General features: G+C 45.4%; 14 protein-coding genes. 9 read left to right on the top strand and 5 right to left on the bottom strand.

What is annotated here, in order from left to right; genetic code table 11:
- Positions 1–113: 113 nt before the first annotated feature.
- The 5 genes from BCU07_RS14700 to BCU07_RS14680 all read right to left on the bottom strand — a co-directional run bounded on the left by BCU07_RS14700 (position 114) and on the right by BCU07_RS14680 (position 7,227).
- Positions 114–1,670 carry a M28 family metallopeptidase gene (locus BCU07_RS14700; RefSeq protein ID WP_102428880.1) on the bottom strand — a complete coding sequence of 519 codons (1,557 nt, stop codon included), beginning with the start codon at positions 1,668–1,670 and terminating at the stop codon, positions 114–116.
- Between the two features lie 143 nt (positions 1,671–1,813).
- Positions 1,814–4,183 (bottom strand): M4 family metallopeptidase, encoded by a 2,370-nt coding sequence (locus BCU07_RS14695; protein WP_102428881.1) that lies wholly within the window; start codon positions 4,181–4,183, stop codon positions 1,814–1,816.
- A gap of 572 nt (positions 4,184–4,755) precedes the next feature.
- Positions 4,756–5,031 (bottom strand): hypothetical protein, encoded by a 276-nt coding sequence (locus tag BCU07_RS14690; RefSeq protein WP_017065177.1) that lies wholly within the window; start codon positions 5,029–5,031, stop codon positions 4,756–4,758.
- A 135-nt stretch (positions 5,032–5,166) separates the two neighbouring features.
- On the bottom strand, positions 5,167–6,486 hold the full coding sequence (locus BCU07_RS14685; protein WP_102428882.1) for a sensor histidine kinase: 1,320 nt from the start codon (positions 6,484–6,486) through the stop codon (positions 5,167–5,169).
- Between the two features lie 36 nt (positions 6,487–6,522).
- Positions 6,523–7,227 carry a response regulator gene (locus BCU07_RS14680; protein ID WP_029235682.1) on the bottom strand — a complete coding sequence of 235 codons (705 nt, stop codon included), beginning with the start codon at positions 7,225–7,227 and terminating at the stop codon, positions 6,523–6,525.
- 288 nt (positions 7,228–7,515) lie between these two features.
- On the opposite strand from BCU07_RS14680, the gene BCU07_RS14675 reads away from it, so the two are divergent.
- The 9 genes from BCU07_RS14675 to BCU07_RS14635 all read left to right on the top strand — a co-directional run bounded on the left by BCU07_RS14675 (position 7,516) and on the right by BCU07_RS14635 (position 18,798).
- Positions 7,516–8,613, top strand: coding sequence for an alpha/beta hydrolase (locus BCU07_RS14675; protein ID WP_102428883.1), 1,098 nt, complete (start codon positions 7,516–7,518; stop codon positions 8,611–8,613).
- 429 nt (positions 8,614–9,042) lie between these two features.
- Positions 9,043–9,645, top strand: a complete 603-nt coding sequence (betI, locus tag BCU07_RS14670) for a transcriptional regulator BetI (RefSeq protein ID WP_048610022.1) — start codon at positions 9,043–9,045, stop codon at positions 9,643–9,645.
- Positions 9,646–9,750: 105 nt separating this feature from the next.
- Positions 9,751–11,211, top strand: coding sequence for a betaine-aldehyde dehydrogenase (gene betB, locus BCU07_RS14665; RefSeq protein ID WP_102428884.1), 1,461 nt, complete (start codon positions 9,751–9,753; stop codon positions 11,209–11,211).
- Positions 11,212–11,283: 72 nt separating this feature from the next.
- A complete protein-coding gene (gene betA / locus BCU07_RS14660) occupies positions 11,284–12,996 on the top strand; it encodes a choline dehydrogenase (protein ID WP_102428885.1) in 1,713 nt (570 codons plus the stop codon).
- A gap of 119 nt (positions 12,997–13,115) precedes the next feature.
- A complete protein-coding gene (locus tag BCU07_RS14655) occupies positions 13,116–14,087 on the top strand; it encodes a choline ABC transporter substrate-binding protein (protein WP_017070132.1) in 972 nt (323 codons plus the stop codon).
- Between the two features lie 107 nt (positions 14,088–14,194).
- Positions 14,195–15,037, top strand: coding sequence for a choline ABC transporter permease subunit (gene choW / locus BCU07_RS14650; protein ID WP_102333552.1), 843 nt, complete (start codon positions 14,195–14,197; stop codon positions 15,035–15,037).
- 2 nt (positions 15,038–15,039) lie between these two features.
- The gene (choV, locus tag BCU07_RS14645; RefSeq protein WP_102428886.1) at positions 15,040–16,251 is read left to right on the top strand and encodes a choline ABC transporter ATP-binding protein; all 1,212 of its coding nucleotides are present in this window, start codon (positions 15,040–15,042) and stop codon (positions 16,249–16,251) included.
- Positions 16,252–16,613: 362 nt separating this feature from the next.
- Entirely contained in the window at positions 16,614–17,096 is a 483-nt protein-coding gene (locus tag BCU07_RS14640; RefSeq protein ID WP_004732429.1) for a MarR family winged helix-turn-helix transcriptional regulator, read from the top strand.
- A gap of 286 nt (positions 17,097–17,382) precedes the next feature.
- A complete protein-coding gene (locus BCU07_RS14635) occupies positions 17,383–18,798 on the top strand; it encodes a coniferyl aldehyde dehydrogenase (RefSeq protein WP_102428887.1) in 1,416 nt (471 codons plus the stop codon).
- Positions 18,799–18,833 lie beyond the last annotated feature (35 nt).

The raw sequence follows: 18,833 nt of genomic DNA, 5'->3' as shown, positions 1-18,833 counted from the left end.
TCTCCGAAGACAATAAAAAATCCGCAAGCTCCAATCTATTTATGATCGTGGGCTTGCGGATTTTTAGTTTTAGCCGTGTTTGCTAGGTTTAATTGTTAGTCAATTAACCAACCTTAAAGCCAATCAGGAACGAAGTTAGCGACGATGGTGACATCACTAAAGTTACGGTAACCGCGCACCATGATGCTGAATTCACCCGCTGGCTTGTTCAATACACACTGTTCGTTGCTGCTGTTCTGGTATGGGCGGCAGTCGTAGTTCGCTTTCGATACGGTGCCGTTGTGTTTCACATATAAGTCGGCATCGCCACTTCGAGGGCCGGTTAATGTTACCGTTAACTGACCTGCACTTTGAGTCGTAAATGTGAAGAACTGCTCTTCACCATATCCTGCAGTAAGTCCTTTAACAGGCACGCCATTTTGCAGCTCTTTAGGGCCTGCAACGGGTGAATCAAGGCTGGTTTCGACAAGGTAAGCAATGGCTAGTTTGGCGAACTTGGTCGCGTGTGTCGCCGTAGGATCGGAGTTCTCAAGCGTGTCGTGTTGGGTATGAATACTTGGGTTGTAATCATTGAACATGCTTTCGAATGGCATGGCAGCTGGGTAGCCAACATTGTGCCAAGAGGCGTGGTCAGAACAGGCATAGCCACAATCATCGAAACCGTAACTGATGTCGCTCGCGTAAGTGTCGATCAGCTCGCTTAAGTAGGCGGTAAGGTTGTTGTCGGTGTAGTCTGTGATGAAGGTGATATCGTGCGCTGAACCGTTGTAGTTGGTCATGTCTAATTGCAATACCGATACAACGTTGGCTTGCTCATCTCTTAAAGCGTTGGCGACATCTTGTGAGCCTCTCAATCCCACTTCTTCGGCTGCATAACCATAAAATTTAATGGTCTTGTCTGGCTGAATACCACTGGCGATCATCAGGCGAAGCGACTCTGTTACCGTTGCAATGCCAGACGCATCATCATCGGCTCCTGGTGAGATGGTGCCTTCGCTTGTCCAAGAACCAACCGTTGAATCAAGGTGCCCACCAACAACGACGATCTCTTCAGGATATTTAGCGCCAAGCAGTGTCACTTCAACGGATTTTTGCGGATATTCGGCATGCGTGATCTGGCGTGCAGACGCATAAGGCACATCTTTAATTTCCGTCTCCCAACGTTCTAAAAGCCAATCTGAAGCCGCGACACCAGTAGAAGTAGTATAAAAACGGTTGGTGAAGTTGGTTAGATTTTCGATGGTCGTGACCATGTTGTTCGGCTCGACCTGAGCGAGTAGGTCGTTCACCGTATCTTGATGGCTGATAACTGGCTTTTCGAAGCTGCTCATTGTCAATGGCATAGCCGCCGCTTTGAGAGCACTTGCTTTGTCTTCGTGCACCATGTAGCCACCACAACGGTGAGTTTCTTCGTGCATGTGGCTGGATAGTTTCGCCAGCTCTTTCTGGTTGATTTTCGCGACGATGGAATGCTTGTTTCCAGTCACGCTTGGATAAACCGTTGCGCCATGCTGAGTCATTATATGCTGTGCGTCAGCATCGGTGGTGATCCAAACTTCTTCGTTCGCTGGTGGTGTGATGCCTAGTGATGCGTAAGCCGAAGTACTGTTGATTAAGGCTAAAGAACCTCCGAGTACAGCCAAAGCTAGCATGCTTTTTTGAATAGCCATTTGTCGTCCTTTTTATGGTGAGTATTGTTATGTTGATGGGGGTGATTTTTGTGTAATACGTGGATGTATTTGTGTAGATGTTTCATTTGCTGAACAGTTAACCGCGAAAAGGGCCCCTTTCGGAGCCCTGAATTTGCTATTGATTACTGTGTTTTAATGAAACGGTAGTGCTTGGTTTCTGAACAGATATCGCTTGAGGTACACACTTGGTACTCAACATCTACTGTGCCGTTGTGACGGAACTTGTCGACGTATGAGTTAAAGTCTGTAGCACCAACATTCTTGCCATTACGCTTAATCACGAAGTAGTCATTGGTGTCGTAATCCCATGCCAGCTTAACGCGAGCTTTGCCATTCGGCTTTTTGTTACCAAACTTCAGTTTTAATGGGAAGCCTTCCGCTGAGTCCCCTTCAATCGTAATCGACTTGCTTGTTGATGTTGCAACGCCTGCATCGTCTGTCACGGTTAGAGTAACCACGTAGTCGCCAGCTTCAGCGTAGGTATAGCGAGTCACTTCACCTGTTTGTGTGTTGCCATCGCCTAGGTTCCATTGGTAAGAAACGATCTGACCATCGCTGTCCGAACTTGTGCTGCGCAGCTCTACTTCTTTGCCTACGACCGTGTGTTCGAAAGAAGAAACTGGCGGTACGTTAGCATTGCCTGATCCGTACGATGCTTTCAGATTTGCACCTGCGTAATCTGAGTAACCCAGAATGTTCACCGTGTAGCGACCAGCTGTTGGGTTTTCAATTACACATACTTCATCGGTTACGCTTTCACTCTTACAGATATTCTCTTGAGAGCTTGGCGCATAATCTAGACCGACATACATATCCGGATCACCAGTAGACACAGCAAGATCAATCGTTAGCTTGTCTTGGCCTTCTGGTACTTCGATATCGAAGTAAGTTTTTGAGCCTGTTTCACCAGCAACTGCGGCTTCAACACCGTTTTCAAGGCGTTGATATTCCGGTTCTGGTGGAAGTGGTGGTTCGCCACACGGTGATACACCCACTAAGTTAAACGCAGAAACAACATCATCGGCACTGTAGCCAAGGTCGGTTGCTGAGTTTTTCACGCCACAGGCGCCCTGCCAAAAGTCACTGTTTTCAGACCAATAGATCTGGTTGGCTAGCACGAACAGTTCGAACGCTTTTTTGGTGTCCCAACCTTGTGTGGTTGCAAGATGGTAGAACGCCTTGTTGAACACGCCAGAGCTGTAGTGCACGTTTAAGCCATCGTAGTACTCGGATGCGTTGTTGATTGAAGAGCCATCGCGTGATGGATCGTCCATGTAACGCAGCGCACCTTCGCCTTTAAAGATATTGCGTCCGACCATCCAGTCGTTGGTGCCTTTCATATAGTATTCTGCGGCTTCACCGGCCATGTCAGAGAAGGCTTCGTTCATACCGCCCGATTGGTTTGCGTAGATCAAACCTGAGTTTTGCTCAGTGAAACCGTGGCTCACTTCATGGGCTGATACATCTAGGCTAACAAGCGGGTAAAAGAAGCTCTCCCCATCACCAAAGGTCATGGCTCTGCCGTCCCAAAATGCATTCTCGTAGTTTTCACCGTAGTGAACACGCATCATGAGCTTGAAGGAGAGTGGCGCTGTGTCGAACCAGTTTTTATACATATCGAACACGATGTTGCCAAAGTAATGGGCATCGTTGAGTGGTGAGAATGCGCCGTTCACGGCTTTATATTCGTTACGAGGACATTCATAGCTGTAAGTGGTGTCGCCGTCGGTCGCGCCATTAAGGTCAACGGTAACGACATTTTCAGACTCCATTACACACTCTGTGCCCACTTCTTGAACATCAAGGTAGTGGTAGTCGGTGCCGTATTCGTACATGCCGGTTTTTTCGTTGCCGCCAGGGCCAGTACCGATCTGAGCATGGGCAATACCTTCCCAGCGGTCGATGACTTCGCCTGTGTGCGCGTCTAGCATGGTGAACGGTCGAGTCGGCTGTTCACTGCCTTCTACTAGGTAAGAGACAACGTACACTAGTCGTGTTTTATCTACGCTTTGCTGTCCGATGCCTTGCTTCACAGAGCCTTGATAGATAAATAGCTGATGTTGAACGTTGTCTAGAGATTTGCTGGTTAAGCCTTGAGTCTTTAGATCTTTACTTGCGAGTTCAACCGCTTGAGCGCTGTTGATTGATGGCTTAACAAAAGATCGCTCTAAGGTCGTTGTTTTAAGGTAGCGACCTTGAACGGACTTAAGTGCGCCACCTTGGACACTTTGGGTGGCATTTAGGTAATGTCCCCATACCGGTGTTCCCCAGATGTTCTGCTGGATCTTAACTTTATAGATACCACGCTTTTTCAGGTTTACTTCTTTCACCATCTTGAAGCTAGAGGCGTTACTGACTCCTAACTGAGCGTTTAACCCAGAGAAGCTAGTAAAGTTGATCGGTTGATCGATTTGAACGGATTCACTTGCATGCACTGACAAAGACATAGCACTGGCTATAGCAACGGCAACTAAACGTTTTCTTATTTTCATTGTTGTTTTCTCTTTCCATGTAAAATTCAAGAAAACGTAACAAATTAATCACAGCGAATTTACATCATTCGATCTGATTAATTAGTAGCATGGCAATGATCTCTTTTATTCATGAAACTTATATTTCTCGTATTTACAGATAGTTATCATTTCTGTTTATTTTTGAACGCACCTATATGTTTATTTATAAAATCGTGACACTTTTATTAAGTGTTTATTTCTCTTGGAAATTAAGATTTTCGAGTAAATTGATCTGTGCCTCAATTAACGGATTCTGGGTTGATAGAAGGATCAACGATTTGAAAGTGTCACTTTAAACAGAAGGCCATTTAGCGAATTTAGGGGCAATTTTGATAAGAAATCGAAGACTTTTCGGCTTATTTTTCGAATTGTTAGTTAAAAGAGGGAAGGGGAATCGGGCACTTGTTTGGCACAGAGCACAAAATCTGCTGGATGAAAAAAGCCAGCGACGGGTCACTGGCTTAGATTAACTTAGTTTGTGCAGGCTACTGAATATAGGTAGGCAACTGCGACACTTAATTATGGTACGTGGCTAACGTCACTATAGCGAATTACTGCTTTTTACCGCCAACTTGTACGTAGTCGATACCGATAATACGGTTGATGATACCCAGAACAGAGCTCGTATCAGAGTTTGTTGAGCGAATCGTATCAACCGTTGCACCTTCAGGTACTAATTCCATTGCGCGGTCTTGAGTGTTACCTGGCACTTGGAAACCGACAATGTTGAAGCTCTCTGCGTGCGCTGTGTACACTTCTTCGTTGTGGCTGATACCAGAACAACCTGCTAGAGAAACAATGCCTAAAACAACTAATAACTTTTTCATAAAAATACCTTAAGAATGATTGGAACCTAGATGGCAAGGCACAAAGGCAGTGGCATGATTATCTAGATTTAATAAGTTCATGGGAGACAGCATCTCCCGACCGATGTTGAACATTATTCCAGAGGTGTTTTGTCGTTACTGTATGGGTTTGTCAGCTGAATCATTACATAGCTGAATGGTTATGGTGAATACTGCACCTTTTAAGGCTTGGCTCTGACCCACTTCCACAGTTGCGTTATGTTGAGCACAGATCTTCTCGACGATAGATAACCCTAACCCATGGCCGCTCTTAGCTTTATTACGTGCTTTGTCGCCAACATAAAAGGGATCGAACAGATGTGCTCGGTGCTCCTCTGCAACGCCATCACCATCGTCATGTACCGCAATTTTCAGTTGTTCTTGGTGCACGCTTGCTTCTATCGACACTTGCGAGCGTGCGAATTTCATTGCGTTACGCACTAGGTTATCTAGTGCTCGGTTAAATAGCGTTTCATCCGCCATTATTGAGCTAGGTTGCTCTGGTAGCGATAGGTCGATGTTGAGCTGAGTGTCTTTGTTCCAACGCGCCATTGCGTGGTCGAGAAAGTCTCGAATCTCTAATGGCTTTTTTAAGTTTTCTAGGTCAGTGCTATCGAGTTTGGCGTAATACAATAGTTCATCGACCATCTTTTCCATCTCTTCCGTGTCTTCGACAATACTCTCAATCGTGCTTTCTTGCTCTGCGTTTAGCTGGGTGTCTTTCAACATTTCAGCTTGCCACTGAATACGGAATATTGGCGTGCGCAGTTCATGAGCGACAGCATTAGTGAGTGAGCGATTACTTTCTACCAAGCGATGAATTCTGTCGGCCATTAGGTTGAAGGATTTGTTCAATGAACCAATCGCAATACCACTTGAAGTCTCGGCTCGTGTCGAGAGATCGCCCTCCGCAAAACGCAGAGTGGCAGCCTCAAGCTTTTTAACTCGGCGGAAGATAATAAATAGATGACATAACCCATATAAGATAAAGCTCGCTAAAAAGAACAACCAAATGAGGTCATCCTCCAACTCTATTTTTTGCCTAACGAACGCTTCACTGTTGGGGAGGTAGTGATAGGTATTGTCACTGCTTGCTAAGCGAAACCATAGGTCCCGTTCATCATCGTGAAAAACAAAGGTATTCGGATTCGTGCTGAAGAACTCTGAAACGGGGCTGGGTATTTCATCGTCTGGGCTGAATGTAACCAATTTATTTCGTGTGGTTTCTACAAACTGGTTTATCGCTTGATGAGCCGCTTCAAGGCCTTGATTTTTAGCGATGTTCTCGATCAATTGCTGGTGGGCAGCCGCTTCGTAATCTTCCAGTACGTATTCGTAGTCGGTATTGAGCTGATAGACGCTAATCTCGTAGGCGACAAGGCCGGCCATAAAGCAAACTAACAGCCCTATTAAGGACTCCAAAAAGATACGTCGCATAATCGCTCTCTTTTATTACGCTCGTATTGAGCGAGGTTAACGCCAGGCGGTCGAAACAAATAAGTAACCCTTCCCGCGAATGGTCTGAATTTTCTCTGCTGGTGTGTGGTCGTCGCCCAAAATCTTTCTTAGACGTACAACCTTGTTGTCAATCGTCCGGTCTATTCCGTCGTACTCAATCCCGCGCAATGTTTGCGTCAAGTAGTCACGAGATAACGGCGTGTCTGGGTTGCTTGCCAATAACCAAAGTAGGTCAAACTCGCTGTCAGTGAGTGATAAAACCGCACCTGAAAGTTCACACTTCTTATAAGTGTTTTTCAGAACGAGTTGATCGAACTGAAGGGTGTCTGAGTCATCGACTGAAGCGGTATTGGTGTCTTGGCGGCGTAATAGCGAACGAACTCTGGCCAGCAGAACTCTTGGTTTGATTGGCTTGGTGACATAGTCATCAGCCCCTGTCTCTAAACCAGCGACGTGGTCAAAGTCGTCATCGCTAGCAGTGAGCATCAAGATTTTACCTTTATAGTGCGTACGCGTCTGTCGGCAGATTGTAAGTCCATCAGTTACAGGAAGCATCAAATCCAGCAGTACGATGTCAGGTTGCTCCGTGAGGATGGTGTGTGCGGCATCACTGCCATCGTCCAACACCGTGACATCAAAATCTTGCGCGACGAAGTAGTCCTGCAACATTTTCTGAAGTTTCAAATCGTCTTCCACGATGATCATTTTAGGTTTTGTCATTCCATTATCAGCCTTGTCGTGCGTTTCACTTATTGAGATTAGGTGAGCGAGTCTTCGTCGTGATGAACCATTACGATTATACGCTATTGCATATAAGTTCAGATGCTTCGCCAAATACCTAAAGCGAATGATTAAACACTTTATAAGTTAGTTCAATGATGAATTGGCATTTATAGGAAAATAAAAAACATCGTTCAAATAGGCTCGACATTCTCATACATTTCCACGACAGATAAATTCAGCGCTAAACAATAGAATTTTCTCATCAAATATTTTGGGAATAACGGTATGAACGACTATAGAAATGCATTACTGGCGTTACCTTTGATTCTGTTAGCGGGCTGTAATTCAAGCTCTAACTCAGGTAAAGCTGCCACCAAAGTGCAAGCAAAACCTCAAGCAGATTACGTATTTTCATCAGCGAAACTGGGTGAGTTGTATAAAGAGCGACAAGAGGTCCAAGAATCCATAAAACTTGATTACAACGGTGTGCAGTATGAAATCGTTCTGTTTGCGGAAGATATTAGTGATAAGCAAAAAGTGGTTAGGCTTGCGGATAGTTTAGGTCAGAGTGTGGATCTGTACCTCCCTGATGCAGGGACTGACGATTGTGCGATTTACAGTGAGGGTAAGTTTTTTGATTCATTTGATTGTGGTGTTGCTCAACGTTCAATCGGCAATGACACCACGTTAATTAACACGACGACGAATACTCATAAACCCGTCGAGCTTGAGTATCACAATGAACTGGTTCAATACGTGACTAGCCTTGGGTCTACCATTCTGAGTACCACTAAAAGTGGGAACAAGGTAACGATAACCACCTCGTTTGCTTTCAACGCTTTTTACCGTGATGTGCTCAACGAGACTGGCGCTGTTGATCGCATTACTTCCACTCTAGGCGCATCAACCTATTCTCAGCTTTTTGATATCGTGAAATTGTATCAAGGCAGTGAGATGACGTTGAAGTTTACCAACCATATTGGTGGAAGTGCCGACGATGATATCAATATGTACACCGGTCGCATGATCCACAGTAACAACATGACGACGATCGTAACGCCTACGGGGTCGGTGTTCTCTGGCGGCACGGATCTTTTCGCTGCGGGTAACCCACGAGTTTTGCAACGAGCAGATACCACTAAAGCCATTGAGCTTAATAAGCAGGTTGGTGTCCACAGTTGGGCTGAGGATGATAAAACAGCCAAAGACTTCCCATACACGAACGAAAGCCATCGCAAGCAAGCGACCTACTTTAAAAAGGTAATGGGAGACAAAGGAATCGACTTCTATATCTTCACGTTGGATTCTGCTCCGGCTTCTGGCGAACACTGGGTGACTAAGGCTGAGTCAGATAAATACGGTTTCATCACACGCATTGAGTAGCTTAGGCTTGCAATAACATTAGAAACGACTGAGAAGGTTGGTGATGACGCTGTTGTCGCCAACCTTTTTGTTTATTTTTTGATTCGTTACCTGTGTTGATTGTGGATTTCCTTGTCTTAAATTTCAGTATGAAAATTCCTTGATACTTCCTTTCCACTCCCTCCCCAAAAAGTTTCTACAAGGACTCTCACTGATTGATTCTTGAACTTTCTAAGCAAAAACATTTGACCAATAACTATCATACCTCAAATCTTTAATTGTTTTCATTAGTGCTCTAAATGATATTTAATTTATTGTTTTATAATGATTTTTGTTGTTTTGAATGCTGTATTGTTACGAGTTTGCTTTAAATAATCATTTGAACCCTAACTAAATTTCTGTCATTTTATATTTAACTGAACGTTCAATATAAAATAAAAGGACTGAGAAATGCCGAAGGTTGGGATGCCTGATATACGTAAACCACAGCTTGTTCAAGCCACCATGACGGTGATTGATCGAGTGGGTTTGCATGCCGCGAGTATTGCGTTGATCAGCAAAGAAGCGGGAGTCTCCACTGGCATTATTAATCACTATTTTGGCGGGAAGCATGGGCTGCTCGAAGAGACCATGCGTGAAATCCTTCGCCAACTTTCTAATACCATCACGACTTCACTAAAAGCGCTTCCTGTTGATGCTCACCAACAGAGAATCAACGCGATCATCGATGGTAACTTCGAAGGTTACCAAGCAGAAAATAAGGTCGCGAAGGCGTGGTTGGCATTTTGGTCATATTCAATGCATGACGAGCAGCTGAAAAGACTGCAACGTGTGAATGAAAAACGTTTGATTTCACACTTACGTCTTGAGTTGAAAGGTATTTTGAATCATGAACAAGCGGATCTCGTTGCTCACGGGATTGCGTCTCTGATTGATGGTTTGTGGCTGAGAGGCACACTAAACCCAGATGGTATCGATGCTCAAAAGGCGCGTGCCATCATCAATGATTATCTAGATAAACAACTGACGTTCTACTCGTGCAGTACCAAATAGAACGCAGTGTTAGAACTAGAACAGCACTAGAACGACCAATACTTACACCCAAAATTCAAACTAGACCAGTAGAGTCTAATAACAATAATTAAGTCAGAATCTCAAATGGAAATGAACTCGTTATACATCGATGGCGCAGCGGTTAAAGCAACCTCTGGTGAAACCTTTGATAGCATTAACCCTGCCAACGGTGAACCTATCGCGACCTTAGGCCAAGCATCTTCAGCAGATGTCGACAGTGCTATTGAATCTGCGAAACGCGGGTTTGCGGTATGGTCTGCAATGACCGCTGTGGAACGCAGCCGCATTCTGTTGAAGGCAGTGGAAATACTTAGAGCTCGAAATGATGACCTTGCAAACCTTGAGGTTGTTGATACGGGCAAGCCGCTGCAAGAAGCAATTGAAGTGGATGTGGCGTCTGGCGCTGATGTTATTGAATACTTTGCTGGCTTGGCTCCAACGCTACAGGGCGACCAACAACCGCTGAGCGAATCTCAATTTTTCTACACTCGCCGCGAACCGCTAGGCATCTGTGCGGGCATTGGTGCGTGGAACTACCCCATTCAAATCGCGATGTGGAAATCGGCTCCAGCACTCGCTGCGGGTAATGCGATGATTTTCAAGCCTTCAGAAGAAACGCCGCTCACAGCGCTCAAGCTTGCTGAGATCTTTACCGAAGCTGGTCTTCCTGATGGCGTGTTCAACGTGGTTCAGGGCGATTACCGTGTTGGTCAGATGCTAACGGCGCACCCAGACATCGCGAAAGTGTCGTTCACGGGCGAAACCGGTACCGGTAAAGCGGTAATGGCAGACAGCGCTAAGACGCTGAAATCAGTCACCATGGAACTTGGCGGCAAGTCACCAATGATCGTGTTTGATGATGCGAAATTGGATGATGCAGTTTCAGCTTCGATGGTGGCTAACTTCTACACCCAAGGCGAAGTGTGTACTAACGGTACCCGTGTTTATGTACACGAAAACATCTACAACGCATTCATCGACCAACTTAAAACACGCACTGAGAAGCTGATCATTGGTAACCCAATGGATATGGAGACTCAGATCGGCGCGTTGATTTCTAAAGACCACCTTTCAAAAGTCCTTGAAGCAATTGAGCTAGCTAAGCAGTCGGGTGCAACCCTGCTGACGGGCGGCTATCAAGTGACAGACAACGGCTTAGCGAACGGTAACTTTGTTATCCCAACCGTGTTTGTGGATTGCGAAGACAACATGCCTCACGTTCAGCAAGAAATTTTCGGCCCTGTGATGTCAGTGTTGAAGTTTACGGACGAAGACGATGTGATTCGCCGCGCTAACGACACCAAATATGGCCTTGCGGCTGGTGTGTTCACGCAAAACCTTTCTCGTGCGCACCGTGTTATTCATCAAATGCAGGCAGGTATTTGTTGGGTTAATACGTGGGGCGACTCACCAGCAGAAATGCCAGTTGGGGGTTACAAGCTTTCGGGTGTTGGCCGTGAAAATGGACCCGAAACCCTACTTCACTATACGCAGACTAAGAGCATTCTTATTGAACTTGGCGACTACGCCTGTCCTTATGCCTAACGCGTAACACTCAATTTTATGGGTTAGCTTAACAGAGCTAGCCCTACTGACTCATCTCAGGGAAATCAAAACATGGAACAACGCTACGATTATATTATCGTCGGCGCGGGTTCGGCCGGCTGTGTGTTAGCGGATAGGCTAACGGAAAGCGGTGAACATAGCGTTTTATTACTGGAAGCTGGTGGCACGGATAAGAGTATTTTTATCCAGATGCCAACCGCGCTTTCTTACCCAATGAATACTGAAAAGTACGCTTGGCAATTTGAAACAGAGCAAGAACCGGGCCTTGATGGACGCGAACTGCACTGCCCACGTGGCAAAGTGTTAGGCGGCAGCTCATCAATTAACGGCATGGTTTATGTTCGTGGCCACGCGTGTGATTTTGACCAATGGGAAGAAGAGGGCGCTGCGGGTTGGAACTACCAAGCATGTCTGCCTTATTTCCGCCGTGCTGAATCATGGAACAAAGGTGGTGATGAATACCGTGGAGACAATGGCCCTGTCGGCACTTGTAATGGTAACGATATGGAGCTCAACCCGCTTTACCAAGCGTTCATCGATGCAGGTAAAGACGCTGGTTACCCAGAAACCAACGATTACAACGGCTACCAGCAAGAAGGCTTCGGCACTATGCATATGACGGTAGACAAGGGTGTTAGAGCCTCAACCTCTAACGCTTATTTACGTCGAGCATTGAAGCGTTCAAACCTGACCTTGAAGAAAGGTATCGTGGCGCGTCGTTTCTTACTTGAAGCACAAGACTTAGAAGGTCAATCAGGCTTGAAAGCGGTTGGTGTCGAGTTTGAAAAGTCAGGCAATACCCAGGTGGCTGTGGCGAACAAAGAAGTGATCTCTTCTGCGGGTTCTATTGGCTCGGTTCAACTGCTGCAGCTTTCTGGTATCGGCCCGAAAGCCGTGCTTGAAAAGGCCGGCGTTGAAGTTAAACACGAACTAAGCGGTGTCGGTGAAAACCTTCAAGATCACCTAGAAGTGTACTTCCAATATCACTGCAACGAACCCATCACGCTCAACAGCAAGCTTGGTTTAGTCAGCAAAGGCATGATTGGTGCAGAATGGATTTTGACTCGTAAAGGCCTTGGTGCCACTAACCACTTTGAATCGTGCGCGTTTATTCGTTCTCGCAAAGGATTGAAGTGGCCAAACATTCAATATCACTTCCTACCAGCAGCGATGCGTTACGACGGACAAGCGGCCTTTGATGGTCACGGTTTCCAAGTACACGTTGGGCCTAACAAGCCAGAGAGTCGCGGTACGGTTGCGATCACTTCTGCTGATCCGCATGCCAAGCCAGAGATCATTTTCAACTACATCTCGACTGAACAAGATCGCCAAGATTGGCGCGATTGTATTCGTCTAACGCGTGAGATTTTGTCTCAACCAGCAATGGATGCTTACCGAGGTGAAGAGATTCAGCCGGGTCTAAGTGTGACTTCCGATGAAGCAATCGACGAATGGGTTAAACAGAACGTGGAAAGTGCGTACCACCCTTCATGTGGCTGCAAAATGGGCGCTGATGATGATCCAATGGCAGTGCTTGATGAAGAGTGTCGCGTTCGCGGCATTGATAATCTGCGCGTTGTTGACTCATCTGTTTTCCCTGTTATTCCGAACGGAAACTTGAACGCCCCGACCATTATGGTGGCTGAGCGTGCTTCCGATTTGATTTTGGGTAAGCCAATGCTCAAAGAGCAGGACGTTCCAGTGTGGATTGCACCTGAATGGCAAGAGAAGCAAAGAATCAATAAACCAGTAAGAGAAGCGTAAGCCTCTGTTATTGAGATAAAAATAATAAAAAGTAACAACCAAAATTAGTCAAAAGTCAGCAAAACTGCCCTGATTAGTATGAGTTAGGGCAGAAAAAGGAAAGATAAAAAGGAATCATTATGACGACTCAACATAAACAAACCGCTACAAAAAAGGTATTAGCAACATTAGCCATCAGTTCATTTGCATTTGGTGCTAACGCTTCTATTGAACCACAGCAATGTGAAAACGTCCGCTTCGCTGATGTAGGCTGGACTGACATTACCGCAACAACCGCCGTTACTTCTGAACTATTAAAAGGCCTTGGTTACAAAACCAAAACCGACCTACTTTCAGTACCGGTGACATACTCTTCAATGGCGAACGGCGATATTGACGTATTCCTAGGCAACTGGATGCCAACCATGGAAGGCGATATTGCTAAGTACCGTGAAGAGGGCACGGTTGAAACCGTTCGTGCCAACCTTGAAGGCGCAAAATACACGCTAGCCGTACCAAAATACGTGTACGACTCAGGTGTAAAAAGCTTCGCCGACCTAGCAAAACATGCCGACAAATTTAAAGACCGCATCTATGGCATCGAGCCGGGTAACGACGGTAACCGCCTAATACAATCAATGATTGATTCAGACGCGTTTGGCTTGAAAGATTTCAGCCTAGTGGAATCAAGCGAAGCGGGCATGGTGTCGCAAGTATCTCGCGCTGCTCGTCGTAGCCAGTGGATCGTTTATCTAGGTTGGGCGCCGCACCCAATGAACAGCAATGTTGAGATGGAATACCTATCAGGTGGTGACGACTTCTTCGGCCCTAACTACGGCGGCGCGAATGTTTACACCAATGTTCGTTCAAACTACCTGTCTGAATGTGCAAACGTCGGTCAACTTCTGCAAAACCTAGAGTTCACACTAGAGATGGAAAACCAGTTGATGGAAGAGATTCTTAACCAAAAAGTGAAGCCAGAAAAAGCGGCTCAACAATGGTTGAACAATAACCCTCAACAAGTTGAAGCTTGGTTAGACAACGTAAAAACGCATAAAGGTGAATCAGCGACTCAAGCGGTTACTGAATACCTAAAACAAGTTAAAGCTTAGTTTTACCTACCTATCGTTCTATTTATCAAAGCTCTATAAATAAAAAAGGTGGGCTTGCCAATTGTCTATTGGTTTGAAGTAGCCCACCCATAATAAAAGGCAATATTGTGAATTTTATTACGGAAAACAAAATCCCTGTTGGTCAATGGATGGAAGCGGGTGTTGATTGGCTAACAATCAATGCAGCAGGACTCTTTGACGCTATTTCGATTTTTCTAGAAACCGTCATTATGTTTTTAGTCGATGTATTTAAGTGGATGCCACCGGCTTTACCAATCGTGATGACCGCGGCGATTGCATGGTATTTACACCGTAAACCCTCGCTTGTGATTTTCGTGGTTGCAGCTTTGCTGACTATTTTAAACCTTGGCTACTGGCAAGAAATGCTGGAAACCTTTGTCCTCGTGTTTGCAGCGACAACGATTTCCGTATTAATTGGCGTACCAGTTGGCATTATGGCCGCGCATCGCCCTTGGTTGTATACGGTGCTTAGACCCATTCTTGATTTAATGCAGACGGTTCCAACGTTTGTGTATCTGATTCCGACTTTGGTTTTATTCGGCTTGGGCATCGTTCCTGGCTTAATCTCGACCATCATATTTGCCATTGCCGCGCCAATTCGTTTGACCTACTTAGGTGTAACCAAAGTGCCTGAAGAGTTGATTGAAGCGGGTAAAGCGTTTGGTGCAAGCCGCATGAAATTGCTGATGAAAGTGGAATTACCGGCTGCCTTACCAAGCATTATGGCGGGTGTAACTCAATGTATTATGTTGTCGCTTTCGATGGTGGTTATCGCCGCCCTTGTCGGAGCTGACGGACTTGGTAAACCTGTTGTTCGTGCATTGAACACAGTGAACATCTCACAAGGTTTTGAAGCCGGGTTGGCGATTGTATTAGTCGCTATCATTCTTGATCGCTTGTGCAAAACACCAAACCAGAAGGAAGCTTAATCATGTCTAACTCTCAGGGAAAAAAGACAATGGACGCGATTACCATTAAGAATCTCGATGTTGTGTTTGGTAATAAATCGAAACAAGCGCTTGAGCTACTCGACCAAGGTAAAACTCGCCAAGAGATCATTGATGAGACTGGCCAAGTGGTTGGCGTAGATAATGTGTCGCTGACCGTTGAAGAAGGCGAGATCTGTGTATTGATGGGTTTGTCTGGTTCTGGTAAATCATCTTTGCTTCGCGCAGTTAACGGCTTGAACGAGATCAGCCGTGGTTCACTGACAATCAAAGACGGTGACCAACAAGTCGATTTAGCACAGTGTGATGAAGCGACTCTGCGTCATCTTCGTACTCACCGTGTATCCATGGTTTTCCAAAAGTTTGCTTTGATGCCATGGCTTAATGTATTAGACAACGTAGCGTTTGGTCTTGAAATGCAGGGTGTAGCGAAAGATGTTCGTCGTGCAAAAGCGCGTGAGCAATTAGAAATGGTCGGCCTGGCGGAATGGGAAACCAAATTTCCACATGAGCTTTCTGGCGGCATGCAGCAACGTGTTGGTTTGGCGCGCGCGTTTGCAATGGACACCGACATTCTGTTGATGGATGAACCGTTTTCGGCGCTTGATCCACTGATTCGTGCTCAGTTGCAAGATGAACTGATCACACTGCAAAGCAAACTCAACAAAACGATTTTGTTCGTGAGTCACGACCTAGATGAAGCACTGAAGATTGGTAACAACATCGCGATCATGGAGTCAGGAAAGCTGATTCAACACGGTAAGCCTGAAGAGATCGTATTGACGCCAAAAACAGAATACGTAAAAGACTTCGTTGCTCATACCAATCCATTGAATGTGCTTAAAGGTCGCTCTTTGATGCAGCCTCTTGATTCACTAACGCAAGAGAATGAAAGCTGGAAGATCTGCGATTCTAAAGATCTCTGGATTGAACAGAGTGAAGGTGCTTTATCGGTGAAAGGTGAATCTGCTTTGGCGCTTGTCGAGTGGAGTGAATCTGACGACTTAACTGCAATCAGCGAGTCGAGTGTAGTTGTGGCAAGCCCGGAAATTGGCATGCGTGATGCGATTAAGCTCAAGCAGATCAGTAACCACCCGATTTTGCTGGTGGAAGACAATCAACTGGTCGGTATTCTGGATAACAGCGAGTTTTACAACGCACTAACGGGTAATTTTCAGATGAATACAGCCGCGTAAAATTTCGTTTTCCAGCTTGGCGATTAGGGCTGGTTTTTTATTAGGTGGAGAGGGTTAAGTCTCTTTACCTCTATGATTATTAAAATATATTATTCTTTGAGTTTGTATTCTCTGGTTCATTATTTTTGTCTTCATTGAAGCTTTCATTTCCCCTTCATTAAGCAAAAGTGCCGTACCACGCAAGTTTAGTGGTATAGAAAAGATTGAGAATAGTATGAACATCAGTACAATGCGGAAAAATCAATGAAGTAATTTATCAATTTACAGTGTAATTCGAGCGCGCGTGACGTAATCACTCGAGACATTTCATCGCTTCGACGCTGTAAAACCATTCACAGTATATTAGTACAAAGGTCTGCATCTTGGACAAACATGACGAAATCCTGGTCGCTATTCGCCAAATTATTCGCGCTATCGATTTACACTCGAAGAAGCTGAGTAAAGAGTATGGTTTGACTGGCCCTCAATTAATCTTAATGAGAGCAATCCAAGAAATGGGTAATGTGACGATCAAAGAATTGTCTAATCAGACCAATGTAAGCCAAGCAACGACGACGACGATCATCGACCGTCTTGAGTTAAATGGCTATGTACAACGAGTACGCAGTTCATCGGACCGCCGTAAAGTACACGCGAACCTGACTGAAAAAGGTCAAGAGTTGCTAAACAATGCGCCACCGCCGCTGCAAGATAACTTCGTTAAAAAATTCCAAAACCTAGAGACGTGGGAGCAAAGCTTACTGCTTTCTTCGATGCAGCGTGTATCAGCAATGATGAACGCAGAAGACATCGACGCCGCTCCAGTACTTCAACTTGAAGGCATTGCAAACGTAGCCAAGAGCTAACCTTATTTATAAATTGTTTATTTAGAACAACAACTTAAATAATTGTCAAATGGTCGCACTAAGCGGCCATTTTTGATCCTGCCATTTAAAATTCTCTATTTGCCTTGCGTGTTAGCTACGCCTTCTTATTTTAAATTCCCCTGACTTTTTGCCCCGTTTGTAGCCGCCTCATTGGATTGTAATCAAAACTCCATTGACGATTCTTTGACAATAAAATTCTAGACCGACCGGTCTGTTGTGTATTGTTGTGTATTGTTGTGTGTTCATCTTAACCACGAGGTGATGTATGAAACACGAATTGACGCCAACACAAATGACCATGACGTTGAACAGCATGCAGGGAGCTTTTGCACAGAAACCGATGCCAGCGATATCGGAGAGAATTGAGCAGCTGCTCGCACTTAAATCTGCGCTAATCGATTACACAGATCGTTTGTGTGTAGCCGTGAGTGAGGACTATGGTCACCGCAGCCGACAAGACACTTTGATGGCTGACATATTGCCTTGTATCGGAAATATTGATCACAGCATTGAGTGTTTACCTCATTGGTCGACATCTTCGATTCGTCATTCCGGCCCATTGCTTTCAACCTCTCGTGTTGAAGTGGTATATCAACCCAAAGGCGTCGTCGGGATTATTGCTCCGTGGAATTTCCCGATCATGTTATCCGTCGGCCCACTTATTTCGGCGTTGGCTGCGGGAAATCGCGCCATGATCAAGATGAGCGAATTTACCCCAGCGACGAACCAAGTATTAACAGCGCTATTGGCGGAAGTTTTCCATGCCGATGAGGTGTGCTTGGTTGAAGGTGAGGTAGAAATCGCAGCCGCATTTTCGGCGTTGCCGTTTGATCATCTTCTATTTACAGGGTCAACCCAAGTGGGTCGCCAAGTGATGAAGTCAGCGGCTGATACGCTAACCCCAGTCACGCTAGAGCTGGGTGGAAAGTCGCCGGTTATCGTGGCAGAAGACATGCCGATTGATATTGCGGTAGAGCGAATTATTTATGGTAAAAGCCTAAACAACGGCCAAGTATGTGTCGCTCCAGATTACGTGCTACTCCCTGAAGATAAGCTCGAAGCCTTCATTTTGGAGTACAAAAAACAATATCAACAGCTATTTGATGAAGGGATCTACTCTGAGAGTTTAACCTCGCTCATTAACCCTCGCCAATGTGATCGTATTGCTGGTCTGTTGAATGAAGAGCAGGAAGCTGGGACACGAATCGTTGCTTGCCATGACGAATCGATGGACCTAAATACTCATCGGTTGGTGACACATTTGATCGTTGAACCAAGCCTGTCATCCAAGGTGATGAACGAAGAAATTTTCGGCCCATTATTACCTTTGATTACGTATCGCAATGTCGAAGAGGCGTTCCAAGTCATCAATAGCAAACCAAGGCCGTTAGCACTCTACCTGATGAGCTTTGATTTGAGTTTACAGGCTCAGGTTAAGCACCAAGTTCACTCCGGTGGCATGTGTATTAATGACTGTGTTTTCCATTTAGCGGTTGATGAGGCGCCGTTTGGTGGCATTGGCGAATCAGGCCAGGGCAATTATCACGGTAAAGAAGGGTTTATCACTTTCTCTCACGCTAAAACTGTGTTGGAAACAGGTTTAGATCATCGAGTTAAGCATCTGTTTTCAAAAGAAGACAACGAATTAGAAACAGCAGTGATGGGCATGCTTGGCCAGTAAATCACTGTTGGTATGACACTGTTTATTTTTCAAAA

Origin of the sequence: Vibrio sp. 10N.261.54.E10, from assembly GCF_002877735.2 — a bacterium.
Lineage (GTDB): Bacteria > Pseudomonadota > Gammaproteobacteria > Enterobacterales > Vibrionaceae > Vibrio > Vibrio crassostreae_C.
This window is presented reverse-complemented; position numbering and strand designations above follow the sequence as displayed.